Genomic DNA, 22,346 nt, shown 5'->3' with positions numbered 1-22,346 from the left:
TCAGTTGCTCCCAGTCGGCGCCGGCGCATGCGGCGCCAGACGGTCGAGGAAAAGGGTGGCGGCCAGGAGGTCGGCGGCGCCCCCCGGCGAGGAGTTGAGGGCGAGCATGTCGCGATCGAGCAGGCGCAGCTGGCGACGACCGGCGAGGCTGGCGGCACCACCGGCTTCGAGCACGGCGCGGGCACCGGCCTGCATGCGGGTCAGCCCTTCAAGACCGGCGCGATGCAGCACGCAGGTGTCGGTCAGGCTGCTCATGATCGCCAGCAGTGCATCGAGCCTGGCGTTCTGCTCGCCGGCGCCGGCGCGGCGACTGGCCAGGAGTTGCGGCAAGCCGTGTTCGATGACCGCGGGAAAGCCGTGCTGCGCCTGTTCGCGGGCGCCGAGCACGCCGTAGCGACGGCAGACCCGCGCGCCATGGCTGTCCGGGTTGTGCGGCGCGGCCGGGTCGTCCAGCCGCGCCAGGGCGGCCGCGCTGGCGGCGATCCCGCCGGCCGAAGCGCCGCTTTCCAGCATGGCCGCCGCGCTGAGCAGCCCCAGCGCCCAGATCGCGCCGCGATGGGTGTTGACCCCGGCGGTGACGCGCAGCATCTCCGCTTCGCCGTCGCGGCCCAGCTGCCCGAGGGTTTCCCGCAGCGCCTGGCTGACCCGACCTTCGCTCCGCGCGGCATCGGCCATGGCGGCGAACGCCGGCCACAGCGACTGCGCCGAGGCGTGCATCAGCCCCAGGTGCAGATCGCTGTGCGCGCCACTGCCGCGCCGGTCGACCAGCCCAGGCTTGGGCGACAGGTCGGCCTCGTCGACCAGCGCCTGCACCGCCAGATCAGCCAGGCGCTCGGCCGCGGACGGCGCCTGTCGTGCAATGAGTGCGCTCATCACCAGCTCCTGAACTTGGCAGGCGGGTTGTAGAGGCCGCCGGACCACTCCACCAGCTCGGCGATGCTCTTGGCGGCGAGCAGTTCGCGGGTGGCGTCGTTGCGGCGGATGCCGAGGTCTTCCGGCAGGGCGATCAGCCCTTCGCGGCGCATGCGCTCGGTGTCCTTCGGGTTGTGCCGCAGGCCGATGCTGGTGACGCCGGCCACCGCGGCGATCATCGCCTGGCGTTCCTCCAGCGAGCGGGCCTTGTACAGGTAGGCGATGCCTTCCTCGGTGAGCAGATGGGTGACGTCGTCGCCGTAGATCATGATCGGCGCCAGCGGCATGCCGCTCTTCTTCGCCACCTCCACCGCATCGAGCTGCTCGACGAAGGTGGGTTTGCCGCCTTCCTGGAAGGTCTCGACCATCTGCACCACGAGCTTCTTGCCGCGCTCGAGCATGGTCACCGGGGCCTCGCCGCCGGGCATGGCCATGTCCAGCCAGGCCGGGGTCGGATGGCGGCGACCGCGTGGGTCGTGGCCCATGTTCGGCGCGCCGCCGAAACCGGCCAGACGCCCACGGGTGACTGTGGAGGAATGGCCGTCGCCATCAACCTGCAGGGTGGCGCCGATGAACAGGTCCACGGCGTATTGCCCGGCCAGCTGGCACATCATGCGATTGGAGCGCATGGAGCCGTCGCGCCCGGTGAAGAACACGTCCGGGCGCTGGGCGATGTAGTTCTCCATGCCCAGCTCGGTGCCGAAGCAATGCACGCTCTCGACCCAGCCAGTCTCGATCGCCGGGATCAGCGTTGGGTGCGGGTTGAGCGTCCAGTTGCGGCAGATCTTGCCTTTCAGGCCGAGGGATTCGCCGTAGGTCGGCAGGATCAGCTCGATGGCCGCGGTGTTGAAACCGATGCCGTGGTTGAGCGACTGCACGTTGTGTTTTTCGTAGATGCCGCGGATCGCCATCATCGCCATCAGCACGTGCACCGGCTTGATGTGGCGCGGGTCGCGGGTGAACAGCGGCTCGATGTAGAACGGCTTGTCTGCCACCACGACGAAATCGACCCAGCTCGCCGGGATGTCCACGCGCGGCAGCTCGTCGACGATCTCGTTGACCTGGACGATGACGATGCCGTCGCTGAAGGCGGTCGGCTCGACCAGCGCCGGGGTGTCTTCGGTGCTGGGGCCGGTGTAGATGTTGCCGTGGCGGTCGGCCTGGAAGCCGGCCACCAGCGCGACGTTGGGGATCAGGTCCACCAAGAGGCGCGAGTAGAGTTCGATGTAGGTGTGGATGGCGCCGACTTCCAGCAGGCCGTCCTCGAGCAGCTGGCTGATGCGCAGGCTCTGCGGACCGGCGAAGGAAAAGTCGAGCTTGCGCGCGATCTGCCGCTCGAACAGATCCAGATGCTCGGCGCGGCTGACGCTCGGCATGATCATGTGCAGGTCGTGCAGCTTGCCGGGGTCGGCCTTGGCCAGGGAGCGGGAGAGGAAGTCCGCCTGCTTCTGGTTGTTGCCCTCGAGCACCACCCGGTCGCCAGGGGCGATCAGCAGTTCCAGGGCCTCGACGATCCGCTCGCTGGGCAGTACCACGCCATCGGCGAGGCTCTGCACCTGATCGAGACGACGGGCTTTTTCAGCGCGACGACGCGACCACTGCGGCGGTGGGGAGATTGTTGTTGTCATGGCGACTCCACAGGTTTTCCGCTTTGTGGAGCGCACAGTAGGGAGGTGACCGAAAGGTCATCAATCAAGCAGCGGGCGTGACCGTTACGATCAGGTTAACGATGTGTCTGGATCGGCACGTTGGCCGACGCGGCGCTGCCGCGCCACGTCGGCGGCAGGCGATTTACTTGTCGCGATCGATATTGAACGGCGACCAGGCCTGGCGGGTGGGCATCACCTCCAGGCGGTTGATGTTGATGTGATCCGGCAGGGTGGCGACGTAGAAGATCTGCTCGGCGATGTCCTCGGCGGTCAGCGGCGTGGTGCCGCGGTACAGCCGGTCGCTGGCGGCCTGATCGCCCTTGGTGCGCACCAGGGTGAATTCGGTTTCGGCCATGCCCGGCGCGATGTCGGTGACGCGCACGCCGGTGCCGAGCAGGTCGCAGCGCAGGTTGTAGCCGAACTGCTCGACGAAGGCCTTGGTCGCACCGTAGACGTGGCCGCCCGGATACGGCCAGTGGCCGGCCACCGAGCCGATGTTGACGATGCTGGCGCCCTTGCCGGTGGCGATCAGCGTCGGCAGCAGCGCGTGGGTGACGTTGACCAGGCCGGTGATGTTGGTGTCGATCATGGTGTGCCAGTCGGCGAGATCGACCTGTTGCGCTGGCTGCGGCGCCAGTGCCAGGCCGGCGTTGTTGACCAGGCAATCGATCTGGCGGAATTCGGCCGGCAGCTGCGCCACCACCTCCTGCACCGCGCCGGCCTGGCGCACGTCGAGCGTGGCGATATGCACCGGCACCTTCGCCGACAGCTCGCCCTTCAGCTCTTCCAGACGCTCGCTGCGCCGCCCGGTGAGCACCAGCGCCCAGCCGGCCTCGGCGAAGCGGCGGGCGGTGGCACGGCCGAAGCCGGAGGTGGCGCCGGTGATGAATACGATCTTCTGTTTCATGCTTTTCCTCTTTCTCTGAAATGCCAGCTGTCGTGTAGGCGACGCGGCACAGGGGCGCAGTGACGGCGTCCAGCTTAGGGGGCGTTGCTGCGCCAGGCAAAGCACGGCGTGCGCTGATCGCCCGAAATGCGGCCATGCCGCCGTCGCGCAGCCGCCTTATACTCGCGCCCATCTGCCCGAAATCAGGAGCCCAATGATGCGAGGCCGCTTGATCTACCTGATCGGGCCATCCGGTGCCGGCAAGGACAGCCTGCTGGACGCCGCCCGCGAGTCGCTGGCCGGCCGTGGTGTGCGCATCGCGCGACGGGTCATCACCCGCTCGGCCGAAGCCGTCGGCGAGGCGGCGCATTCGGTGTCGCCGCAGGAATTCGAGCGTCTCGAGGCGCAGGGCGCCTTTGCCCTCAGCTGGCGGGCCAACGGTCTGGCGTATGGCATTCCGGCAGAGATCGATGAGTGGCTGGCGTCCGGCGAGCAGGTGCTGGTCAATGGTTCGCGCGGCTACCTGGCAACGGCACGGGAGCGTTATCCAGACCTGCTGGCGGTGCTGCTCAGCGTCGAGCAGGACGTGTTGCGCCAGCGCCTGCACGCACGCGGGCGGGAGACGGCGGAACAGATCGAGTCACGGCTGGCGCGCAACGCGCTGTTCGCCGGCGAACTGGACGACTACATCCGCCTGGACAACTCGACGCCGCTGACTGAAAGCGTCGAACGCCTGCTGGCGTTGATCGATGAGCATGTGCCGAGGGACTGAGCGTGGCGCCCCGGTGGGCCTCACAGCACTACCCGGCGTCAACCAGAGCCACCCCTGAATGCGCTGCCTCACCGCCCCGGTTGCGGACGGAAACCCGGTACGCCGCTCGGGCGGTCGACACGGGCGGCCGGCATGCTGCAGTTGAGGTCGCGAAAGGGCTGGTCGTCGAGCCGTTGCCAGCCTTCGCCGGGCGACGTCTGGCGGCAGATGACGGTACCGTCGACGATGCTCTGCCAACGGTAATAGGGTGCCGGCGCAGCGCTGGCGGCGACGGACAGGAGCAGGCAGAAGGCGGTCAGGAAAATGCGCATGGCGGTGTTCGACGGAACGATGGCGCCACTGTAATTCATCCGCCGTGCATGGCAAGCGCCGTCCGGCGCGCTCAGTACCAGACCCTGGCCGCCTCGCGCATGAAGATCTCCACGGTCTTGGGCCCGACGCCTTCGAACGCCGCCAGCCGCCGCTCCAGCTCCTTGCGGTTCTCGCTGAGCTCATGGATGCGCCCGAGCTTGCCGCCATACTCGTGGTTGAGCTTCTCGCAGAGCTTGAGCAGTCGCTCGGCGGTGGATTCGTCGTAGCGTACATAGCGCCCCTCGCCGAGCATGTTCACCAGCTGCTGCCAGCTGCAATTGCCCAGTTTTCGCGGCGTATCGCGCTTGTGCTTGTCGACGATGACGCGATACGCCTCGGCGGCGATGTCCTGCTGGATGCGCTTGCCGAACAGAAAGCTGGCGACGAACCACTTGAACAGCGCGGGCTCGCCGTCGGCCATGTCGATGCCCAGATCTTTGGCGCTGATTTCCGCGCTCATCAGGCGCCCTCCCTCGAACGATTGTCTGCATTCGAAGCCGTGCTTTCGGGCAAGTTTCCCCCTTGCCTGAGTCCTGATGAGCGGTTTCTTGCCTATACCGTTCATCCGATAGGCGGATTCTTGCCTAACGCTTCCGTTCAGGGAGGCAACAGCCCCTGTAGCAGGGGGCTCGCACAGGCTGGCACGCCTTCTGCTACTGGCAATGTGCTCGATGCGATTCCAACGACAAGAAGAGCTGCCAGCGATACCCACCTCCCGGGCCCGGCCCCGGTGTCATCGCCCCTCTGCTTGTACGTCTGGCGCGTTCCCCGAACGCGGCATCGTCTATCGTCAACATGCTGCGCCAATCAATAAAAACGAAACGGAGATCCATCCATGAGACTGACCAAACGCTTGGGCCTGCTCGCTGCCGCTGCGGCCTTCACCGCCAGCACCGCGGCCGTCGCTGCACCGACCTTCATCAACATCCTCACCGGCGGCACCAGCGGCGTGTACTACCCGATCGGCGTGGCCCTGTCGCAGCAGTACAACAAGATCGACGGCGCCAAGACTTCGGTGCAGGCCACCAAGGCCTCGGTAGAGAACCTCAACCTGCTGCAGGCCGGTCGCGGCGAGCTGGCCTTCTCCCTGGGTGACTCGGTGGAAGATGCCTGGAACGGTGTCGAGGACGCCGGCTTCAAGGCCCCGCTCAAGCGCCTGCGCGCCATTGCCGGCACCTACAACAACTACATCCAGATCGTCGCCAGCGCCGAATCCGGCATCAAGACCCTGGAAGACCTGAAGGGCAAGCGCATCTCCGTCGGCGCGCCGAAGTCCGGCACCGAGCTGAACGCCCGCGCGATCTTCAAGGCCGCCGGCCTGGACTACAAGGACATGGGCCGCGTCGAGTTCCTGCCCTACGCCGAGTCGGTCGAGCTGATCAAGAACCGCCAGCTTGACGCCACCCTGCAGTCCTCGGGCCTGGGCATGGCCGCCATCCGCGACCTGGCCAGCACCATGCCGGTGACCTTCGTCGAGATTCCGGCCGCCGTGGTCGAGAAGATCGAGAGCGATGCCTACCTGGCGGGCGTGATTCCGGCCGGCACCTATGACGGTCAGGACGCCGACGTTCCCACCGTGGCCATCACCAACATTCTGGTGACCCACGAGAAGGTCTCCGATGAAGTGGCTTACCAGATGACCAAGCTGATGTTCGACAACCTGGCCGCCCTGGGTAACGCCCACTCCGCCGCCAAGGACATCAAGCTGGAAAACGCCACCAAGAACCTGCCGATCCCGCTGCACCCGGGCGCCGAGCGCTTCTACAAGGAAGCCGGGGTTCTCAAGTAACCCAGCGCTGAACGACGGGCTGAGCAGGCCCTAGCGCCTGCTCCAGCCCGCTCCTTGTAGCAGCAGGCTTGCCCGCGTCGCCTCGTTGGCAAGCCTGCTTCTACAGGCATCCCCTTGCAGTGAGAGAGTGATACCCATGAGCGAAAGCCAAGGGCTGCATGCCAGCCCCAGCGAATGGCCGAGGGCGCTGTTCTACGTCGCCCTGCTGTTCTCCATCTATCAGATCGTCACCGCCGCCTTCCACCCGGTGTCCAGCCAGGTGCTGCGCGCCGGTCACGTCGGTTTCCTGCTGCTGCTGGTGTTTCTCTGCTACCCGGCGCGCGGCACCGGCAAGCCGTTCCAGCCAGTGGCCTGGGTGCTCGGCCTGGCCGGTTTCGCCACCTTCTTCTACCAGTGGTATTTCGAGGCGGACCTGATCCAGCGCTCCGGCGACATGACCACCACCGACATGGTGGTCGGCCTGACGCTGATCGTGCTGGTGTTCGAGGCCGCACGCCGCGTCATGGGCATTGCGCTGCCGATCATCTGCGGGCTGTTCCTCGCCTACGGCCTGTTCGGCGAGTACCTGCCCGGTGATCTCGCGCACCGCGGCTATTACCTCGACCAGATCGTCAACCAGCTGTCGTTCGGCACCGAAGGCCTGTACGGCACGCCGACCTACGTTTCGGCGACCTACATCTTCCTGTTCATCCTGTTCGGCTCGTTCCTCGAGCAGGCGGGCATGATCAAGCTGTTCACCGACTTCGCCATGGGCCTGTTCGGCCACAAGCTGGGCGGCCCGGCCAAGGTGTCGGTGGTGTCCTCGGCATTGATGGGCACCATCACCGGTTCCGGCGTGGCCAACGTGGTCACCACCGGCCAGTTCACCATCCCGCTGATGAAGCGCTTCGGCTATCGCCCGGCCTTCGCCGGCGGCGTCGAGGCCACGTCCTCGATGGGCAGCCAGATCATGCCGCCGGTGATGGGTGCGGTGGCCTTCATCATGGCCGAGACCATCAACGTGCCCTTCGTCGAGATCGCCAAGGCCGCGCTGATTCCGGCGCTGCTGTACTTCGGCTCGGTGTTCTGGATGGTCCACCTGGAAGCCAAGCGCGCCGGTCTCAAGGGCCTGCCGAAAGACGAATGCCCGAGTGCCTGGGCCGCGGTGAAGGAGCGCTGGTACCTGCTGATCCCGCTGCTGGTACTGGTCTGGCTGCTGTTCTCCGGGCGCACCCCGATGTTCGCCGGCACCATTGGCCTGTCGCTGACAGCCATCGTCATCCTCGGCTCGGCGATCATCCTCAAGGTCTCGTCGTTCGGCCTGCGCATTGCCTTCTGGATCGCCCTCGGCCTGCTCTGTGCCGGGTTCTTCCAGCTCGGCATCGGGGTGATCTTCGGCGTCATCGCCGCGCTGGTGGTGGTGTGCTGGTTCATCAAGGGCGGTCGCGACACCCTGGTCATCTGCCTGCACGCGCTGGTGGAAGGCGCACGCCATGCGGTGCCGGTGGGGATCGCCTGCGCCCTGGTCGGCGTGATCATCGGCGTGGTCTCGCTGACCGGCGTGGCCTCGACCTTCGCCGGCTACATCCTGGCCGTCGGCGAGAACAACCTGTTCCTTTCGCTGCTGCTGACCATGCTGACCTGCCTGGTGCTGGGCATGGGCATCCCGACAATCCCGAACTACATCATCACCAGCTCGATTGCCGCGCCCGCGCTGCTGGACCTGGGTGTGCCGCTGATCGTCTCGCACATGTTCGTCTTCTACTTCGGCATCATGGCCGACCTCACCCCGCCGGTGGCGCTGGCCTGCTTCGCCGCCGCGCCGATCGCCAAGGAGAGGGGCCTGAAGATCAGCATGTGGGCCATCCGCATCGCCATCGCCGGTTTCATCGTGCCGTTCATGGCGGTGTACAACCCGGCGCTGATGATGCAGGGCGGCGACTGGGGCGCCACGCTGTACATGCTGTTCAAGGCGGCCTTCGCCGTCGGCCTGTGGGGCGCCGTGTTCACCGGTTACCTGCAGCGGCCCATGGCGCTGTGGGAGAAGGTCCTCGCCTTCGCCGCAGCCGCCTCGATGGTGCTGGCGATGCCGATCAGCGATGAAATCGGCTTCGGCCTGGGCGCGCTGTTCCTTATCCAGCACTTCTGGCGCGCCCGTCGCGCCGAGCCGGCGGCGGCGTGATCGGTCTGTGCCTGGGGCTGGCAGGCGTGGTGTGGGCCGAAGTGCCCACCCCCGCCTTCACCCTGGCGTGGAACCACACCATCGAGAAGATCCGCTGGGAAGAGGATTACCGCGTGACGCCGGACGGGCTGCTGCTCGGCGAAGCGCGGGTCAAGGGTTCTGGTGCCGGGATGGAAATCCCGGATGACGCCGAACTGCGCGACGGAGCCTGGCACTACCAGCGCCAGATGCCTGCGTTGCCACTCCTGCGCCTGGGGCGAACCCCCGAGGCAGGAGATTACCAACTGTGTTTTGACCAGCGTTGCCACGCCATGAGCGAATGGCTCGGCCCGCCACAAGCGGACCAGCCGGCGCTGGAAGTCTGGGGCTGTACCGTGCAAACGGCGAGTGTCGGGAACGATTGACCGGCTCGCCGGTGATCGTTGAGGAGGGGTGTTCGCGCAGGCGGCACCCCTTTTTCTTTGCTTCTTTTCCGGCCAGGCAAGGCTGGGTGCATTGGATGAACGTTTTGTTTGATAGCGCTTAGCGAGTCGCCTGAAAGTCTGGTTTCGCCCTGCTGGGCGAGTTTCTTTTGGCAGTCGCCCCAAAAGAAACCAAAAGGTCTTGCCCCTGCCATCCGGCCCCGCGCTTCGCGCGGGGTACGTTCGCTCCATCGCTGCTCCAGGGGTCGGCTTACAAGGGCCATCCATGGCCCTTTAAGCCTTTCGCCGCATCCCTGCGGCTCAACCCCTTACACAGCGATTCCACTCACCCTCCTGATGGGGCGCTTGCGTATCGCCTGATACTCCGTGCGAATAAAAGCAAGAACTCGACAAATCCCAGTAGCCCCGAGGGCCACTGCTGCAATCCTACGGCAGACGCGTTTAGCGGCGAGGTGGCGCCGGGAGCGGCTATCTACTCAAAAGCGTGGGAACAGTTAACGAATTCTTGGCTTGGCTTTAGCGCACAGGTCCTCAGGCGACTCCATACGCCCCTTCAGGAGGGTGAACGAAGCCGTCGTGGAGAGGGGCGAGCCGCAGGGATGCGGCGAGAGCCGTAGGGATGCGGCGAGAGCCGTAAAGGGCCATGGATGGCCCTTGTGCGGCGACCCTCGGAACGGCGGCGTAGGGAACGAACCCGGAGCGAAGCGCAGGGCCGGATGCAGGGGCAAAGCGTTTTTGGTTACTTTTTCCGCGCCTGGAAAAAGTGACTCGCCCAGCAGGGCGAAACCAAACTCCCAAGCAGCTCGCAAATAGTTCCAAAAACTCAACACTCAACAGCCCAAGATCGTTCCTTCCTAACGCCGCACCACCCTTTTCCCCGACCAAAAAAAAGACGCACACCCCTTTCGGTGGTGTGCGCCAAAGCGTCCCGCTCGCACGCTGTTACTTGGTCTGCATGATCAGATCGCGGCGCATCAGCGTCTTGATCTTCACCAGATGGTCGTCTTCCTGGGTCTTGGCCTTCGTGAAGCTATCGGCAATGTTCGGATGGCCCGCCGCCTGTGCCAGCTCGATCAACAGCTCCCAGGCTGCGTTGTCGGTCAGCTCCACGGTCAGAAGCGCATTCAGGCACTGGTCGACGTTGGTCCGCGGGTCGGTCAGCACGTTGACGATTCCCAGGGACATGGCCCCGACGACATCGGCGCAAGGGGTCTGCGCGGTCGGGTCGGCGCCGAGGGTTTCGATCGCCTGGTGCACCAGCATCATGTGCTCGTGCTCCTCGTTGCGGATGTGCATGAGCGTATCGACCAGGGCGGTGTCCGGCGTGTCGAGCGCCTTGACCTTGGCGATCATCGCTTCGTACAGACGCACACCGTTGCGCTCGTAGGCCAGGCGCTCGCCCAGCTTGTCGAGAAACACCTCGGGGCTCTTGCCGCGCATCATGTCGAAGCCGGTCTTGAGCATGCCCTTGGCCGAACCCGGCACCGGCACGGAGCCGATGCGGTCGGCCTCGGCGGCGCGTTCGGTGCGCTCGACCAGCATGCCGCGCTCATCACCCGGCACGTCCGGATGAATCTCGTTGACCGCCTCGAGCAGGCGCTTGGTGTCCTTCGGGGACATCTGCACGCCGGTGAAGTTGGAACCCACTTTCGCTGCTGTAGCCATGATCGTCTCCTCAGGAAGCCTTGCGCATCAGTTCGCCACCCGGCGCCCACTGGTAGCCCGCCGAGACGATGTCCGAGGCGAGCCCTTCCGAGGCGAGGTGGTTGCGGTAATCCAGCGAGGACTGCGGCTCCTTGGCCTTGTCCACGTAGGCGGGGCCGGCGGTACGCAGGTTGACCTCGGCGGCCAGCACCTGGCGCACGAAATCGCGCTGGCTCTTGAACTCGACCATCTTCGGCAGCGGGCCGGCGAGCACCTCGGCCGGGTCGCGGCCTTCGAGCTTCTTGAACCATTCGCAGGCGACATTGAGGTGGCCCAGCTCATAGTCGAGGAAGCGCTCCCACATGGCCTTGATGCGCGGATTGGTCTCCTGCTCGGCGCAGCTGGCGTACATGTAGACTTCCATCGCCTCGTGCACCAGCCACTTCTCCATATGGCTTTCGCTGGGGTCGGAGAGCGCGCCGTACTGGGTCACGTGCTGCTCTTCCACCGACGCGATCTCGGCATACAGCTGGCGCGCCAGCGGGTCGGCGAACAGCGGGCCGATGTTCATGTAGTAGTCGTGGGTCTGGTATTCCGCGCCGGTGATCAGCGCTGCGTGGATCTTGGTGATGAGCGCGGCGGAGTTCTTCTCGTAGTTGTCCCGGATGTCGTTTTCCGGATGACGATGGTGCTCCGATGTTTTCCGCCCGGGCACGATGTCGGTATAGCCCTGCAGGATGTTGTTGGCATCCTTGCCCTCGAGGCGATCGAGCATCGCCGAGTAGCGGTACAGGTGATCGAAGTCTTCCAGCAGGCCGAAGCGATAGGTCTGCGCCTGGTAGGGGTCGGGCTCGTTCTGCGCCACGGCGGCGGTCACCTCGATGGCTACCTGCTCGTAGGCCACAGTAGTTTCCAGCGGCGAGTGGTCGGCGCCGATCAGCCAGTTGACCATGGTTGCCTGGTGCTGCTCGACGCGGCGGATCTCGGCCAGCGGCAGGCGCAGCTCCTTGTTGAAGCGCGCAATGCCGTGCTTGAGGCGCAGGGCGTCGGTCTCGACGCCGTTCATGAGGATGATGCGCACACGGGTAAACGCATCGTCATCGAGTTTGCTGATCGGCTTGCCGGCCATTTCCTTCCATGTGAACTTCTGCTTCTCCAGTGGCGTGCCTTTGTTATCGAGAATTCCGGAAATGGTCTCCATGGAGCCTCCGTTGTTATGCGTGGGAATCAGGCATAGGGGGATCGCCGCGTGAAAATTGCGCGACCTATAGAGGGGACCGGAGGGGCTGAAAAATGATTCGCGCCGTTCAGCGGGTCACCAGATCGCAGCCGATGAACGGTAAATTGCAGATTTTCGAAACACAGGGCATCAGACGACGTAACCCGCGCCGTTGCCGGGCGCGCCGTTTCGCTTGTTCATTCGGCCAGTTGCGTTAGCGCCTGTTCCCGCTCGTCGGCAGGGCGTTTGGCCAGTGCCGCGACCGCCTCGTGGAAACGTTCCCAGTCGCGCCCATTCGCGTCGAACAGCGCGGCGAAGGCCGGCACCCAGCGGTCGTACAGGCCGAACGGCACCAGGGTGGCATTGTTCAGCGGCTGGGCGAACCAGCGGTCGAAACGCGCGTCGCCACCCCACGAACCATCACGTAGGGTGCGATAGCGCTGGCGCAGCGCAGCGAACTCGGCCTGTTTGAGGCCCGCCAGTTCCGCCGCCGGCCGCCCCGAGCCATACAGCGAGGCAAGACGCTCGCGGGTGTCGAGCAGCAGTTGCACCAGCTGCCGATAACGCTCGCGACCCTGCTCGTCCGGTTCGGCGAGGCCTCGACTGGCGCGCCACTGCCGCAGCCCTTCGCGCTCGACGAAGGTGGCATAGGACTCGTTGAACGCCGTATCGCCGGGCAGGTACAGCTGCTGGTGCGCCAGTTCGTGGAACACCAGCGCGGCCAGCTGCTCGTCGTTGCGCCGCAGCATCGAACTGAGCAGCGGGTCGGCGAACCAGCCGAGGGTGGAATAGGCCTCGACGCCGGCGACGTGGGTGTCCAGCCCGGCCATGCGCAGGCGCGCCGCCTCGCCGCGGGCGGCGCCCTGGCGGAAGTAGCCGCGATAGGCGACGCAGCCGGCGATCGGGAAGCAATGTTCCACCGGCTTGACCGAATAGGCCTCGGTGGCGAACAGGTTCCACACCACATAGGGCCGCTGGATATCGGCGTAGACGCGATAGCTGCGGTTGTCCGGCAGGCCCAGCGCGGTGCTGGCGAAGCCCCGCGCCTCGAGCACCCCAGCCAGGCGCTGGCGCAGCGCCGGATCGCGCGACTCGTCGGCCAGCAGCGTCTCGATCGCTTCCCGCTGGCGCAGCAGCTCGACCTGGCCGACCGCCAGCTGGGTGTAATAGGCGCAGCCATTCAGACAGACGGCAAGCAGCAGGGGAACCCAGCGCAGGGTGCGGCTGTCGATCAAGGCGGCGTTGGGCTTGGTCATCGGATGAACCGGTCGGTGGTCGGGGCTGGCGCCGGCGCGCTTGGCGCACCCTACAAAGGCCCTGCCGTGCAATGCAACCGCGGCAGCATGCGCCTCCACTTCGATTTCTCACCGGGCCGGATGGTTGCGGCCGGAGCTTCTCACATGCGCGGTTTCGTTCTTGTCCCGTTGATCGCCCTCCTCGCTGGCTGCTCGTCCTGGATGCCCAAGCCCGACCCGCAACAGGCCTGGGTCGACCTCGACCCGAACGGCCAAACCACGCTGCAGGCCGTGGCCGTGGACGGCAGGACACTGGACGACGACCGCTTCTTCCAGGTCCCGCCCGGCAGCCGCCGACTGGAGATGCGCTACCGCTTCGACGTCGACGGCGCCAACATCGGCCCCGGCAGCAGCTCGCTGGCCCGCGACTGCAAGCTGACCCTGGAATACGACCAGTTCACCGCCGGCGCACGCTATCGCCTGGTGGCCGGCGGCTACGGCTTCCGCCCCTGGGCCAAGCTCTATGACCAGCACCAGTACGTGCTGGCCCGTGCCGAGGAAAAGGGCTGCGGCGACCTCGCCGGCCGCTGAGCCGCGTTGAAATGCGCCGCCATCTGGCGCACGCTCGGCAGTAGAGGTGAGGCGCCGTGAGCCCCTCGCCCAGTCGCCGAGGAAATCCAGCCATGCGCCAGCCACTTTCCCTCGCTCTGTTCAGCCTGCTTCTGGCGGGCTGTGCCGGGCCCCTGCCGCAACACGACCCGAACATGGCCTGGGTCGACCTGCGCGCGCAGACCATCGATGTATTCATGTCCGATCGACTGGATGGCAAGCGCACCCACGACGGCCGCTACTTCCAGGTTCCGCCGGGCAGCCATGAACTCGAAGCCAACTATGAATTCGAAGTCAGTGGCGGCGGGCCAAACCTGTTCGCCGAAACCCAGACCATGCGCTGCACCATGGTGGTGCGCTACGACCAGTTCGAAGCGGGCAAGCGCTACCTGTTCCAGGCCCGCTCGCTGGGCTTCACGCCGCAGGGCTGGCTGCTCGACGAGGAGCGCAACGTGCTGGTCGAAGCCAAGGCCGAGCACTGCCGCTAGAGCCGGCACGCCAGCGCCAACCGACCGAACCTGAACGCGCGCGTCCAAGTCCGCCATCCGCATGAGGTTACCGATGTCCCGCATTGCCCAGACCCGCTTTTCCGCCCTCGACCTGGCACCGATCCGTGACGACGGCACGCCGGCCCAGGCGCTGCACAACGCCCTGGCGCTGGCGCGGCACGTGGAAGGGCTCGGCTTCCAGCGTTTCTGGGTCGCCGAACACCACAACATGGACGGCATCGCCAGCGCCGCCACCGCCGTGCTGATCGGTTATCTGGCGGCCAACACCACGCGCATCCGCCTCGGTGCCGGCGGGGTGATGCTGCCCAACCATGCGCCGCTGGTGATCGCCGAACAGTTCGGCACGCTGGAGGCGCTGTATCCCGGCCGCATCGACCTGGGCCTTGGCCGTGCACCGGGCGCCGACCAGTTCACCGCCCACGCCCTGCGCCGCGACCGCATGGGCAGTGCCGACGACTTTCCGCAGGATGTCGAGGAGCTGGAGCTGCTGCTCGGCCCGCGGCAGCCCAATCAGCGCGTGATCGCCATGCCCGGGGTGGACAGCAACGTGCCGATCTGGCTGCTCGGTTCGAGCCTGTTCAGCGCCCAGCTGGCCGCCGCCAAGGGTCTGCCCTATGCCTTCGCCTCGCACTTCGCGCCGCGCTACATGCATCAGGCGATCAGGCTCTACCGCGACAACTTCCAGCCTTCGGCCGTGCTCGACAAACCCTACGTGATGCTCGGCGTGCCGCTGATCGCCGCCGACAGTGACGAGCAGGCCGAACACCTGGCCACCAGCGTCTACCAGCGCATCCTCTCGCTGATCCGCGGTCAGTCCCTGGTGCTGCGCCCGCCGGTGGAGAGCATGCATGGCCTATGGCTGCCCCACGAGCAGCAGGCCGTGGGCGATTTTCTCGGCCTCGCGCTGATCGGCGGCCCGGAAAAGGTGCGCGCGCGCCTCGACGTGTTGCTGGAGCAGACCCAGGCCGACGAGCTGATCTTCACCTGCGACCTCTACGAGACCGCCGACCGCCACCGCGCCTTCGAGATCGTCGCCGGCCTGCGCGCGTAACCGCCCCGCGACCTGACCGGCGGCGGCCTGCCTCGATGCCGGCGGCGAACCCTGCCGCCGGCCTCCGTTCCAATGGCTACACAGCCTCCGGGCACTGCACGCCCCGCCATCGGAATACCCCATGAGCTTTCTCGAATGGATGGCCGTTCTCGGCATCCTGTTGCTGATCCTCGCGCTGGCATCGGCCTATCTGCGCTGGCTGCCGGTCACCACCTCGCTGATCTACCTGGGCTTCGGCCTGCTGATCGGCCAGCTCGGCGTCGGCCTTTGGGAAATGGAATTCCTGCACATCGCCAGCTGGATGGAGCACCTCACCGAAATCGCCGTGCTGGTGTCGCTGTTCGTCAGCGGTCTGAAGCTGCGCATGCCGCTGCGCCACCCGGCCTGGAAGAGCGCCTACGTGCTGGCCGGGCCGGTGATGCTGGCCTGCATCGCCGGGGTCGCCGCGTTCTGTCATTACCTCTTCGGGCTGCCCTGGGGCATCGCCGTGCTGATCGGCGCCATCCTCGCGCCCACCGACCCGGTGCTCGCCAGCCTGGTGCAGGTCAACAACTCGCGTGACAGCGACCACGTGCGCTACGGGCTGTCCGGCGAGGCCGGCTTCAACGACGGCACCGCCTTTCCCTTCGTCGTCTTCGGCCTGCTGCTGATCGAACAGGGCAGCCTGTCGTCCGGCTGGGTCGGCGACTGGGCCTTGCACCGGTTGCTGTGGGCGGTGCCGGCGGGCCTGGGCTTCGGTTACCTGCTCGGGCGGCTGATCGGCAAGCTGGCGATCTACCTGCGCGCGCGGCACGCCGACACCTCCATGTCACCCAACGACTCCCTGGCCTTGGCGCTGATCGCGCTGGCCTACGTCGGCGCCGAGCTGATCGGTGCCTGGGGCTTTCTCGCGGTGTTCGCCGCCGGCCTCGGCCTGCGCCATGCGGAAAAGGACGCTGCCCACGAATCGGACACGCCCTCCGAAGAGCTGATCGCCCACGCCGTGCCGCACCTGGTCGAAGGCGGACTGTCGCCACGGGAACTGCCGCTGGAGGGTCAGAAGATCGCCGAGCCCAAGGTCGCCGCCGGGGTGATGATGGGCGACATCCTGACCTTCGGCGGGCAGATGGAACGCAGCCTGGAAGTGCTGCTGGTGACCATGCTCGGCGTGCTGGTCTCGGTGCACTGGGACTGGCGGGCGATACCCCTGGCGCTGGCGCTGTTCCTGCTGATCCGCCCGCTCGCCGTCTGGCTGCTGATGCCACGGCGCTACCTGGATCGTGGCCAGTGCCTGACGGTCGGCTGGTTCGGCATCCGCGGCATCGGCAGCCTCTACTACCTGAGCTACGCGGTCACCCACGGGCTGCTGCCGGACGAGACGGAAGTGATCATTTCCCTGGTGATCTCGGTGGTGGCGCTGAGCATCCTGATCCACGGCCTCAGCACCCAGCCGCTGCTGCGGCGCTACGAACGCAGCCGTGGCCAGGCGCCTACCCGCCACGGTTGAGACGGCATCCCGCGAGGCCGACTGGCCAGCCGCGGGTCGCCTGCAGGCAGGTCAGCTGTTGGCGAGGCGGAAGCCGACCTTCATGGTGACCTGGAAATGCCCGACCTTGCCGTTCTCGACATGGCCGCGGATTTCGCCGACCTCGAACCACTCGACGTTCTGCAGCGACTTGGACGCCTCGGCGATACCGTTCTGAATCGCCTCGTCGACGCTGTTACGCGAGGAACCGACGATTTCAACCTTCTTGTAGGTGTGATGATCCGACATGAATGTCCCCTTCTGGTCTGAGGAGCCTCCGGCTCGATTGATGACGCTTCCTGTCTGACTGAGGCCCGCGAAGCAGCGCGGAAGTTCAGCGAAACGGCCAGATCGGACCGGTAAACCGAGGGCTCGCCCGCGCCTTCACGACGAACGAATCATCCGCCGTCGATGACCAATATCGACCGGCTCGATTTCGACCATGCCGGCAGAGCGCGTAGCATGCCCGGCACATCCCCCGTTTCCCGTTCGAGGAGATCGCCATGCCTGATACCCCCTACGTACCGCCGAAGGTCTGGACCCACGACGCCCCGTCGGGCGGCAAGTTCGCCAGCATCAACGCACCGACCGCCGGTGCGCGCGAGGAGAAGGCGCTGCCGGTGGGCCAGCACCCGCTGCAGCTCTATTCGCTGGCCACGCCCAACGGGGTGAAGGTGAACATCATGCTCGAGGAGCTGCTCGCCCTCGGTCACCACGGTGCCGAATACGACGCCTGGCTGATCAATATCGGCGAAGGCGACCAGTTCGGCAGCGGCTTCGTCGAGATCAACCCGAACTCGAAGATCCCCGCGCTGGTGGATCGCAGCATCGACGGCGAGCCGTTGCGGGTGTTCGAATCCGGCTCGATCCTGGTCTACCTCGCCGAGAAGTTCGGCGCCTTTCTGCCGACCGAGGTCCGGTCACGCACCGAGACGCTGAACTGGCTGTTCTGGCAGATGGGTTCGGCGCCCTTCCTCGGCGGCGGCTTCGGCCACTTCTACGCCTACGCACCGGAAAAATACGAATACCCGATCAATCGCTACGCCATGGAGGTCAAGCGTCAGCTCGACGTGCTCGATCATCAGCTGGCGGAGCATCGCTACGTGGCCGGTAACGACTACAGCATCGCCGACATGGCCATCTGGCCCTGGTACGGCGGGCTGGTGCTGGGCGAGCTGTACGGCGCCGGCGAGTTCCTCTCGGTGCACGAGTACCAGCATGTGCAGCGCTGGGCTCGCGAGATTGCCGAGCGCCCGGCGGTCATCCGCGGACGCAAGGTCAACCGCACCTGGGGCGATGAATCCGAACAGGCGCCCGAGCGTCACAGCGCCGCCGACCTCGACTGATCACTTCCCTGCGGGTGGCGCGGCGTCGCCCACCCGCATCGGTGTGCAGGTCAGCAACGGCCTGCCTGTTCCACATGCGCCGGACGCGCGCACGCCCTCTCCCTCAGCGCCGACCGCTGATCCCCGCCGCTGAACTCTACCGGTACGCCTCGACCCAACCTCTATGAGCGCCGCGTTGGCCGATGCCCCGCCGTGCTCGCAAACCCGGTTGTTCGACACAACGTGAGGTGAACCATGAAACACACACTGGTAGCAGCGTTCGCCACGCTGACCGATGCCAATCGCACCCGCGGCGACCTGATGGCGCGGGGCATTCCCCGCGAGCAGATCCATGCGGTGGGCGCCGAAAGCGCCGATATCCATGCCTACGACGCACCCTACAGCACCAGCCCGGACGTCCCGGTGGACCGCCACGAGCACGAATCGAAGGTCGCGCACTTCTTCAAATCGCTGTTCGGCCACGAGCCCCATGAACAGCACCGTCATTACGCGACCGCCTATCCCGACGCGGTGCGCCGCGGCGCCCTGGTGATCGCGGTGGACGTGGTCGACGAGGATCAGCTGGCCAGGGCGCGGGATGCGCTGGAGTACAACGGCGCCATCGATATCGACGAGCACGGCGGCAGCGGCACGGCAGACGGCTATCCCGGCCCCAGCAGCCCCTACGCCGGCGCCACCGGCGGCGACAGCCACCTGGACAAGCACTTCACCCGACCCACAAGCGGAACGACGGGTGCCACCACCGGCGCCGGCCTGCACTCGGCCAGCGAACGCTTCGGTGACAACGCCGGCACCGGCGCCGCGGCTGAAGTCGGTGCCCACGCCTCCACCCCCAGCGCCTACCACGACAGCAACACCGCCGACACCGCCGACGCCGGGCGCTACGACATCGGCAGCGCGGCCAAGCGCGCCGGCACCGACTACCCGGAAACCACCGCCACCAGCCACCCGACCGGTGCCGGCATCACCGGCCACGGCAGCAACAGCGATGCGCCGGAGATCGCGCCCGGCGTCGGCACGCGCGAAGCCGGGCTGTGCCGTGACCGGATCTGCGTGATCCAGCGACCGAGCTGAAGCGGTCGTCGCCAGGCGTGAGCGAGGAACGGCGTGGGTGGGCTGCAGCCCACCCTGTCGTCGCCGCTGCCACCCTGCGGCGATTGGCATCAGCCAGCGTGAGTGAAGCGCAGCTCGGGGCTGGCGTAATCTGCACCTCGAGCGGCCCGTCGGCCGCGTGTTTGCCGAGGGCCGCGCCATGCCTGCGCCGAGAACCACCGTCTGCCTGCTGCTCTGTCTGTCCTTCGTTCCGACTGCCTGGGCCGCCCGGCTTGCCATGGAGCAGACCGAAGGCGATTCGCAGCGTGCGTTCGTGTTGCACGAGGGCGGCAACATGCACACCGACCAGGCCGCACTGCGCGAGCGCCGCGCCAGAGCGTACGAGATCGAACAGCAGGAAGCCTTCGACGAACTGATGTTCGCCAAGTACGCCATCATCCGCAAATACCTGGCCAAGCTGCCCGCCCACGAGCAGCAAGCCATGCAGGCCGAACTGGCCAAGCAGCACGCCCTCTTTGCCTATCGCTACCCGGATGCGAACACGCGTCTGCTGGGCAGCAACCCGCACAAGCCCGGCCGCCGCGCCGACTGAGGCCCGGCAAACGCCCAGGGAGGAACGGCAGCGCCGTTTCCACCTTTCGCCCGCCTCAGCGTTCGCCCCGGCCGTCTCCCAACGCGCGCCGCAGCCCGGCTCGAGCAACCGTCAACGCCAGGCACTCCTCGACTGCACCCAGCACGGCATTGACCAGCGGTCTGGGCTGATACGGCTTGCGCAGACCCAGCCCGACCCTGGCGGCGACCAGCGCCGCCGTCGCACCGAGCAGCGCGGGCAGCAGCACGGGCTCGCGGCGCACACCCGCCAGCGCCGCCGCACTCGCACCGCCGGAAAGCGCGCGGAACATCATCGACGGCACGATGGTGCGGTCCGGCGCGAAGGGCATCTTGTCGCCGATCATCTCGCTGGCCGCGAGCACTGGCAGGAAGGTCTGCGCCGTATCCGATGTGAGCAACTGCGCGGCCTCCCCCGCCCCGGCAAGATCATCGCGCTCGCTCAACGCCCGGCTGACCAGCGTCGGCGCCAGCATGCTGCGCATGCCCGTCACCGCCCCGATCGCCAGCGCGGCCCATATCAGATTGCTCGAAGTCGACATCATCAGATCTCCCGGTGGTTGTTAATACCGACCGGCCTTTGGCAGCAGGCGTTCGGCGCCATCTGCCGGGCATCGACGGGCGACACCAGGGCGCGACAGACATGGCACTTCGCTACGAAGCCGCACGTCGGCGCTCGTCATAACGCAAACCGGCCGTCATCAACCTGCCACCTGAGCTTCCTAGTTTCGGTCCCTGCCCATCCCACCGCACCCGAGGAAAACAACAATGCGTATGCGCGTATTGGATTGGTTGTTCGCCGCAGGCCTGATCGGCCTTGCCGCCCCAACGCTGGCCCAGACCCAGAATCAGCCCGAGCACGGTTCCACCGAGCAGGACTACCGCGAGGAGCGCCAGGAAGGACTGCAGGCCCGGCAGCAGGCCAGCGAGCGACGCCGCTGGCGCGCACCGGACTGGCGCCCCGAGCCGGTGGTGTCGGTGAACATCCTCGGCATCAACGACTTCCACGGTCAGCTGTCGCCGCGCACCGTTGCCGGACGGCCGGCAGGCGGCGCGGCAGTGCTGGCGTCCTACCTCAGATCGGCCAGCCGCGAGTACACCCTCATCGTTCACGACGGCGACCAGGTCGGCGCCTCGCCACCCAACTCCGCCCTGCTACGCGACGAACCTGCGATCAGCCTGCTCAATCTGCTGGCCAATCCGTTCTGCCGTCCGTTCAGCTGGCAGATGAAGCTGCCCCGCAGCGCCCAGCCCCTCGCCCAGCAGCGCTGCAACGTGGTCGGCACCCTTGGCAACCACGAGTTCGACTATGGCAAGAATGAGCTGCTGCGCCAGCTCACCGGTGGCAACCATGCCAATGGTCCCTACCTCGAAGAGAACTGGCAGGGCGCGCGCTACCCCACGGTGTCGAGCAACGTCATCAATCAGTCGAGCGGCCGATCGCTGTTGCCGCCGCACACCATCTACAACGCCGGCGGCGTACGCATCGGCGTGATCGGCGCCGCGCTGAAGGAAACCCCCTCCATCGTCTCGCCCAGCGGCGTGGCCGGCCTGCGCTTCATCGACGAAGCGGCCGCCATCAACCGTTCGGTGGCACAACTGCGCCGCCAGGGCGTGCGCGCCATCATCGTCGCGCTGCACCAGGGCGGCCAGCAGACCAGCTACAACGGCCCGACCAACGCCGAGGCGGACACCGTGGTCGGCCCGGTGGTCGATATCGTCAAGCGCCTGGATGACGAGGTGGACGTGGTCATCTCCGGCCATGCCCACGGCTTCACCAACGCGCTGCTACCCAACGCCAACGGCAAGCCGATCCTGGTGACCCAGGCCTTCTCGGCGGGCACCGCCTATGCCGACATCGAGCTGCTGGTCAGCCGCCGCAGCCGCGACGTCGTCGAAAAATCCGCTGCGATCCTCACCACCTGGGCCGACCAGGGCGCAGGCCTCACGCCGGACCCGCAAGTCGCCGCGCTGGTGGCCCAGGCCGATGCCCGCGTCGAGCCGCTGGTGGCGCGGGTGGTCGGCCTGGCGCAAGGGACCATCACCCGCACCGAGGCGCCCGCCGGTGAGTCCGCACTGGGCAACCTGATTGCCGACGCCCAGCGCGTGGCCACCGGTGCGCAGATCAGCTTCATGAACCCGGGCGGCATCCGCGCGGACCTCGACGGCGGCGAAGTAACCTGGGGCGAACTGTTCGCCATCCAGCCGTTCGCCAACGACCTGGTCTCGATGGACCTCACCGGCGCGCAGATCAAGACCCTGCTCGAACAGCAGTGGATCGGCCAGAGCTACCCGCGTCTGCTCAAGCCTTCCGGCATCCTGTACAGCTGGGCCGCGAACCGCCCCGAGGGCAACCGCGTGATCGAAATGCGCGACGCCAGCGGCGCCCCCATCAACCCGGCGGCAACCTATCGCGTCACGGTGAACTCCTTCCTCGCAGGCGGCGGCGACAACTTCACGGTCCTCAACGAAGGCCAGAACCGCGTCGTCGGCCCGGTGGATCTGGATGCGCTGGTGGGCTACATCGAAGCCCTGCCGCAACCGTTCAGCGCCAGCGTCGAAGGGCGTATCCAGCGGGTGGATTGAAGCCAGAACAAACGAGGCCGACACCCCGTAGGGCCGGGC

General features: G+C 66.6%; 22 protein-coding genes. 12 read left to right on the top strand and 10 right to left on the bottom strand.

The annotated features are described in order from the left end of the window. The 3 genes from ACVRRC_RS03850 to ACVRRC_RS03840 form a co-directional block, all read right to left on the bottom strand. Nucleotides 1–873 carry a triphosphoribosyl-dephospho-CoA synthase gene (locus ACVRRC_RS03850; protein ID WP_472996646.1) on the bottom strand — a complete coding sequence of 291 codons (873 nt, stop codon included), beginning with the start codon at nt 871–873 and terminating at the stop codon, nt 1–3. After that, nucleotides 873–2,540 (bottom strand): malonate decarboxylase subunit alpha, encoded by a 1,668-nt coding sequence (gene mdcA / locus ACVRRC_RS03845; RefSeq protein WP_011915121.1) that lies wholly within the window; start codon nt 2,538–2,540, stop codon nt 873–875. Before mdcA ends, ACVRRC_RS03850 begins: the two co-directional genes overlap by 1 nt. Nucleotides 2,541–2,703: 163 nt before the next feature. Beyond that, nucleotides 2,704–3,468, bottom strand: coding sequence for an SDR family oxidoreductase (locus ACVRRC_RS03840; RefSeq protein WP_013984463.1), 765 nt, complete (start codon nt 3,466–3,468; stop codon nt 2,704–2,706). 196 nt (nt 3,469–3,664) lie between these two features. Here ACVRRC_RS03840 and phnN point away from each other — a divergent pair, with 196 nt between their 5' ends. After that, entirely contained in the window at nt 3,665–4,219 is a 555-nt protein-coding gene (gene phnN, locus ACVRRC_RS03835; RefSeq protein ID WP_013984464.1) for a phosphonate metabolism protein/1,5-bisphosphokinase (PRPP-forming) PhnN, read from the top strand. 68 nt (nt 4,220–4,287) lie between these two features. Here the strand turns inward: phnN and ACVRRC_RS03830 are convergent, their stop codons facing one another. Both ACVRRC_RS03830 and ACVRRC_RS03825 read right to left on the bottom strand, forming a co-directional pair. Next, nucleotides 4,288–4,530, bottom strand: coding sequence for a hypothetical protein (locus tag ACVRRC_RS03830; protein WP_045633675.1), 243 nt, complete (start codon nt 4,528–4,530; stop codon nt 4,288–4,290). 71 nt (nt 4,531–4,601) lie between these two features. Next, nucleotides 4,602–5,030, bottom strand: coding sequence for a DNA methylase (locus tag ACVRRC_RS03825; protein WP_019405995.1), 429 nt, complete (start codon nt 5,028–5,030; stop codon nt 4,602–4,604). 375 nt (nt 5,031–5,405) lie between these two features. On the opposite strand from ACVRRC_RS03825, the gene ACVRRC_RS03820 reads away from it, so the two are divergent. The 3 genes from ACVRRC_RS03820 (at nt 5,406) to ACVRRC_RS03810 (ending at nt 8,924) form a co-directional block, all read left to right on the top strand. Further along, entirely contained in the window at nt 5,406–6,359 is a 954-nt protein-coding gene (locus ACVRRC_RS03820) for a TAXI family TRAP transporter solute-binding subunit (RefSeq protein WP_013984467.1), read from the top strand. A gap of 136 nt (nt 6,360–6,495) precedes the next feature. Beyond that, a complete protein-coding gene (locus ACVRRC_RS03815) occupies nt 6,496–8,520 on the top strand; it encodes a TRAP transporter permease (RefSeq protein WP_019405994.1) in 2,025 nt (674 codons plus the stop codon). Beyond that, entirely contained in the window at nt 8,517–8,924 is a 408-nt protein-coding gene (locus ACVRRC_RS03810; protein ID WP_017244207.1) for a DUF1850 domain-containing protein, read from the top strand. The genes ACVRRC_RS03815 and ACVRRC_RS03810 overlap by 4 nt, the downstream gene beginning before the upstream one ends. A gap of 960 nt (nt 8,925–9,884) precedes the next feature. On the opposite strand, the gene ACVRRC_RS03805 is transcribed toward ACVRRC_RS03810, so the two are convergent. The 3 genes from ACVRRC_RS03805 to ACVRRC_RS03795 all read right to left on the bottom strand — a co-directional run bounded on the left by ACVRRC_RS03805 (nt 9,885) and on the right by ACVRRC_RS03795 (nt 13,061). Beyond that, nucleotides 9,885–10,607, bottom strand: a complete 723-nt coding sequence (locus ACVRRC_RS03805) for a ferritin-like domain-containing protein (RefSeq protein ID WP_013984470.1) — start codon at nt 10,605–10,607, stop codon at nt 9,885–9,887. 10 nt (nt 10,608–10,617) lie between these two features. After that, nucleotides 10,618–11,787 carry a hypothetical protein gene (locus ACVRRC_RS03800; protein ID WP_013984471.1) on the bottom strand — a complete coding sequence of 390 codons (1,170 nt, stop codon included), beginning with the start codon at nt 11,785–11,787 and terminating at the stop codon, nt 10,618–10,620. 215 nt (nt 11,788–12,002) lie between these two features. Next, entirely contained in the window at nt 12,003–13,061 is a 1,059-nt protein-coding gene (locus ACVRRC_RS03795; RefSeq protein WP_196111710.1) for an aminopeptidase, read from the bottom strand. 144 nt (nt 13,062–13,205) lie between these two features. Between ACVRRC_RS03795 and ACVRRC_RS03790 the strand changes: the two genes are divergently transcribed. The 4 genes from ACVRRC_RS03790 (at nt 13,206) to ACVRRC_RS03775 (ending at nt 16,695) form a co-directional block, all read left to right on the top strand. Next, on the top strand, nt 13,206–13,631 hold the full coding sequence (locus ACVRRC_RS03790; protein WP_013984473.1) for a PA0061/PA0062 family lipoprotein: 426 nt from the start codon (nt 13,206–13,208) through the stop codon (nt 13,629–13,631). 92 nt (nt 13,632–13,723) lie between these two features. After that, complete coding sequence (locus tag ACVRRC_RS03785) at nt 13,724–14,137, top strand: PA0061/PA0062 family lipoprotein (RefSeq protein ID WP_045159487.1); 414 nt, start codon at nt 13,724–13,726, stop codon at nt 14,135–14,137. 73 nt (nt 14,138–14,210) lie between these two features. Continuing rightward, nucleotides 14,211–15,209 carry an LLM class flavin-dependent oxidoreductase gene (locus tag ACVRRC_RS03780; protein ID WP_017244210.1) on the top strand — a complete coding sequence of 333 codons (999 nt, stop codon included), beginning with the start codon at nt 14,211–14,213 and terminating at the stop codon, nt 15,207–15,209. Nucleotides 15,210–15,330: 121 nt separating this feature from the next. Continuing rightward, complete coding sequence (locus ACVRRC_RS03775) at nt 15,331–16,695, top strand: cation:proton antiporter (protein WP_017244211.1); 1,365 nt, start codon at nt 15,331–15,333, stop codon at nt 16,693–16,695. Nucleotides 16,696–16,746: 51 nt separating this feature from the next. On the opposite strand, the gene ACVRRC_RS03770 is transcribed toward ACVRRC_RS03775, so the two are convergent. Further along, entirely contained in the window at nt 16,747–16,962 is a 216-nt protein-coding gene (locus ACVRRC_RS03770; RefSeq protein WP_011915136.1) for a dodecin, read from the bottom strand. A gap of 254 nt (nt 16,963–17,216) precedes the next feature. Here ACVRRC_RS03770 and yghU point away from each other — a divergent pair, with 254 nt between their 5' ends. The 3 genes from yghU to ACVRRC_RS03755 all read left to right on the top strand — a co-directional run bounded on the left by yghU (nt 17,217) and on the right by ACVRRC_RS03755 (nt 19,704). Next, on the top strand, nt 17,217–18,059 hold the full coding sequence (yghU, locus tag ACVRRC_RS03765; protein WP_472996645.1) for a glutathione-dependent disulfide-bond oxidoreductase: 843 nt from the start codon (nt 17,217–17,219) through the stop codon (nt 18,057–18,059). A gap of 234 nt (nt 18,060–18,293) precedes the next feature. Next, nucleotides 18,294–19,133 carry a hypothetical protein gene (locus tag ACVRRC_RS03760; protein ID WP_472996644.1) on the top strand — a complete coding sequence of 280 codons (840 nt, stop codon included), beginning with the start codon at nt 18,294–18,296 and terminating at the stop codon, nt 19,131–19,133. Nucleotides 19,134–19,311: 178 nt separating this feature from the next. Further along, nucleotides 19,312–19,704 (top strand): hypothetical protein, encoded by a 393-nt coding sequence (locus ACVRRC_RS03755; RefSeq protein WP_053527417.1) that lies wholly within the window; start codon nt 19,312–19,314, stop codon nt 19,702–19,704. Between the two features lie 55 nt (nt 19,705–19,759). Here ACVRRC_RS03755 and ACVRRC_RS03750 read toward each other — a convergent pair whose 3' ends face one another. Next, nucleotides 19,760–20,263, bottom strand: coding sequence for a DUF4126 family protein (locus ACVRRC_RS03750; RefSeq protein ID WP_061374429.1), 504 nt, complete (start codon nt 20,261–20,263; stop codon nt 19,760–19,762). A 226-nt stretch (nt 20,264–20,489) separates the two neighbouring features. Here ACVRRC_RS03750 and ACVRRC_RS03745 point away from each other — a divergent pair, with 226 nt between their 5' ends. After that, nucleotides 20,490–22,307 carry a bifunctional metallophosphatase/5'-nucleotidase gene (locus tag ACVRRC_RS03745; RefSeq protein ID WP_472996643.1) on the top strand — a complete coding sequence of 606 codons (1,818 nt, stop codon included), beginning with the start codon at nt 20,490–20,492 and terminating at the stop codon, nt 22,305–22,307. Nucleotides 22,308–22,346 lie beyond the last annotated feature (39 nt).

Source organism: Stutzerimonas sp. LR2 (genome assembly GCF_055755175.1).
This window is presented reverse-complemented; position numbering and strand designations above follow the sequence as displayed.

Coding starts and splice junctions, on each gene's coding strand:
- ACVRRC_RS03850 (WP_472996646.1), bottom strand. CDS start 873: ATGAGCGCACTCATTGCACGACAGGCGCCGTCCGCGGCCGAGCGCCTG.
- ACVRRC_RS03775 (WP_017244211.1), top strand. CDS start 15,331: ATGAGCTTTCTCGAATGGATGGCCGTTCTCGGCATCCTGTTGCTGATC.
- ACVRRC_RS03790 (WP_013984473.1), top strand. CDS start 13,206: ATGCGCGGTTTCGTTCTTGTCCCGTTGATCGCCCTCCTCGCTGGCTGC.
- ACVRRC_RS03750 (WP_061374429.1), bottom strand. CDS start 20,263: ATGTCGACTTCGAGCAATCTGATATGGGCCGCGCTGGCGATCGGGGCG.
- yghU (WP_472996645.1), top strand. CDS start 17,217: ATGCCTGATACCCCCTACGTACCGCCGAAGGTCTGGACCCACGACGCC.
- ACVRRC_RS03830 (WP_045633675.1), bottom strand. CDS start 4,530: ATGCGCATTTTCCTGACCGCCTTCTGCCTGCTCCTGTCCGTCGCCGCC.
- ACVRRC_RS03760 (WP_472996644.1), top strand. CDS start 18,294: ATGAAACACACACTGGTAGCAGCGTTCGCCACGCTGACCGATGCCAAT.
- ACVRRC_RS03805 (WP_013984470.1), bottom strand. CDS start 10,607: ATGGCTACAGCAGCGAAAGTGGGTTCCAACTTCACCGGCGTGCAGATG.
- ACVRRC_RS03795 (WP_196111710.1), bottom strand. CDS start 13,061: ATGACCAAGCCCAACGCCGCCTTGATCGACAGCCGCACCCTGCGCTGG.
- phnN (WP_013984464.1), top strand. CDS start 3,665: ATGCGAGGCCGCTTGATCTACCTGATCGGGCCATCCGGTGCCGGCAAG.
- ACVRRC_RS03780 (WP_017244210.1), top strand. CDS start 14,211: ATGTCCCGCATTGCCCAGACCCGCTTTTCCGCCCTCGACCTGGCACCG.
- ACVRRC_RS03800 (WP_013984471.1), bottom strand. CDS start 11,787: ATGGAGACCATTTCCGGAATTCTCGATAACAAAGGCACGCCACTGGAG.
- ACVRRC_RS03820 (WP_013984467.1), top strand. CDS start 5,406: ATGAGACTGACCAAACGCTTGGGCCTGCTCGCTGCCGCTGCGGCCTTC.
- ACVRRC_RS03770 (WP_011915136.1), bottom strand. CDS start 16,962: ATGTCGGATCATCACACCTACAAGAAGGTTGAAATCGTCGGTTCCTCG.
- ACVRRC_RS03825 (WP_019405995.1), bottom strand. CDS start 5,030: ATGAGCGCGGAAATCAGCGCCAAAGATCTGGGCATCGACATGGCCGAC.
- mdcA (WP_011915121.1), bottom strand. CDS start 2,540: ATGACAACAACAATCTCCCCACCGCCGCAGTGGTCGCGTCGTCGCGCT.
- ACVRRC_RS03755 (WP_053527417.1), top strand. CDS start 19,312: ATGCCTGCGCCGAGAACCACCGTCTGCCTGCTGCTCTGTCTGTCCTTC.
- ACVRRC_RS03745 (WP_472996643.1), top strand. CDS start 20,490: ATGCGTATGCGCGTATTGGATTGGTTGTTCGCCGCAGGCCTGATCGGC.
- ACVRRC_RS03815 (WP_019405994.1), top strand. CDS start 6,496: ATGAGCGAAAGCCAAGGGCTGCATGCCAGCCCCAGCGAATGGCCGAGG.
- ACVRRC_RS03840 (WP_013984463.1), bottom strand. CDS start 3,468: ATGAAACAGAAGATCGTATTCATCACCGGCGCCACCTCCGGCTTCGGC.
- ACVRRC_RS03785 (WP_045159487.1), top strand. CDS start 13,724: ATGCGCCAGCCACTTTCCCTCGCTCTGTTCAGCCTGCTTCTGGCGGGC.